The sequence below is a fragment of the Ideonella sp. P3_A4 genome, from assembly GCF_056403075.1.
In genome coordinates this window covers 1-1,730 of sequence record NZ_JBFUGE010000939.1, presented here as the reverse complement: position 1 = coordinate 1,730, position 1,730 = coordinate 1, and the positions used below count along the sequence as shown (strand labels likewise).

The 1,730-nt window shown below is 65.9% G+C and carries 2 protein-coding genes; both read right to left on the bottom strand.

Annotated features, from left to right (window positions below):
* Positions 1-605 (bottom strand): glycoside hydrolase family 18 protein (locus AC1DYI_RS34640; RefSeq protein ID WP_477208632.1); only part of this gene is annotated, 605 nt, incomplete at its 3' end.
* Positions 606-758: 153 nt separating this feature from the next.
* Positions 759-1,730, bottom strand: a 972-nt coding sequence (locus AC1DYI_RS34635; protein ID WP_477208631.1) for a glycoside hydrolase family 18 protein, incomplete at its 5' end; no start/stop codon positions are given.

Genomic DNA, 1,730 nt, shown 5'->3' with positions numbered 1-1,730 from the left:
GTCAGGATGCGGCCACCACCGGCCTTGTCCACCGCCTTGCGCATGGCCTTGGTGACATTCGCATAACGCGTCACGTCAGCGTCTAGCTCATAGTCGACGTCCAGGCCGTCGATCCCGAGGTCGGCCATGATCTTGGCCAGCGCATCGATGCGCGGCCCCGACCCCGACTGCCCCTCGGCAGCCAGGCCGTCCCAGTCGTAATAGGTTGCGCCGCCGACCGCAAGGATGACCTTGAGCTTGCGCATGTGCAGCACATTGATCGCCGCCTTGATGCTTGCCGGCGTCGACTGGAACTCGATGCCGGTGCCGACCCACGAGTTGGCTGCAAGGCCGCCCCAACTGAAGTTCGGCGTCGCGAACGAGATGACGGCATGCGTGTAGGTGGCCGGCACGCGAGCGAGTCGGCTGATGGCCCAGACCTTGGCCGGCGTCTTGCCGGTCGCGTCGAAATACGGATCAAGCCAGGTCGGGAAGTAGCCGGTGTAGTAGCGGCCGTCCGGTTTGGTGCTCAAGGCCTCGGGCGGCAAGTCGGCGGCCAGAGCCGGCGCAGCAGTTGCCAAGGCCACGAGCGCGAGGCCGAACATGGAACACAACTTGGTTTTCATGGACACGATGGGTGCTCCCAATGAATGCATTGACGAACAGCGACCCGGCGCGACCGGGTTGCGCGACAAACAACCATGAAAAAGGCGCCGAGGTCATCGACGCCCTTGCAATCAAGCGCAGGCGGGGCTGACGCCTGACCGCACTTCAGCCCATCACTTCCAGGGCGACTCGTTCAGCAGCGGGTCCTTCACGAAGCCCAGCGTCGAGGCCGCCTTCGTGCCGATGGTGCCGGGCGAGCCGATCTGGGCCGAGCCGCAGGCGCCGCTGGCCGACTTCAGCACGTTCCACAGCATCGCGCCGTCGTGCGGGTTCTTGTTGGTGCTCTTGCTGTTCTTGACCGCGGCCGAGAAGCGCTGCACCGAGTACGGGATGTCGAGGTTCTTGCCGTACTGGTCTTGCAGGATGCGTGAGCCGGCGCACTGCGCGTCGGCGTTGTTGACCACCAGCAGCCCACCGGCCCAGCCTTCGGGTGCCGACTCGAAACCGATCGAGACGGCCGTRTTCTTGCCCCAYAGCTTGCGGTACTGCTTGTAGGCGACCACGCCGTCGTAGTGYTCGTAGCGGGCGTCGTACGACATCACGTTGACCACGTTGAACATCTTCGCGACGTCCGGATRGTCGCGCRCSAGCAGGCGCTCGCGRCCGGCGYTGCCGCCCCARTAMGACAGCTTGCCGGCGCAGTCGGCCATGTTGGTCGTGGCSGCSGTGCAGTCGGCACCGGTCGACCAGCCCGCGACGGTCAGGATGCGGCCGCCACCGGCCTGGTCCACCGCCTTGCGCATGGCCTTCGTGACGTTGGCATAACGCGCCACGTCACCGTCGGTCTCGTAGTCGACGTCCAGGCCGTCGAAGCCGATGTCGGTCATGATCTTGGCCAGCGCGTTGATGCGCGAGCCCGAGCCGGCCTGGCCTTCAGCCGCGAGACCGGCCCAGTCGTTGAAGCTGGCGCCACCGACGGCCAGCACGACCTTCATCTTGCGCAGGTGCAGCACGTCGATCGCGGCCTTCATGTCCTTCGGCATCGCGGTGAATTCCAGGCCGGTGCCCGACCAGGAATTGGCCGCCAGGCCGCCCCAGGAGAAGTTCGGGTTCGCGAACGAGGCGACCACGTGGGTGTACGTGGC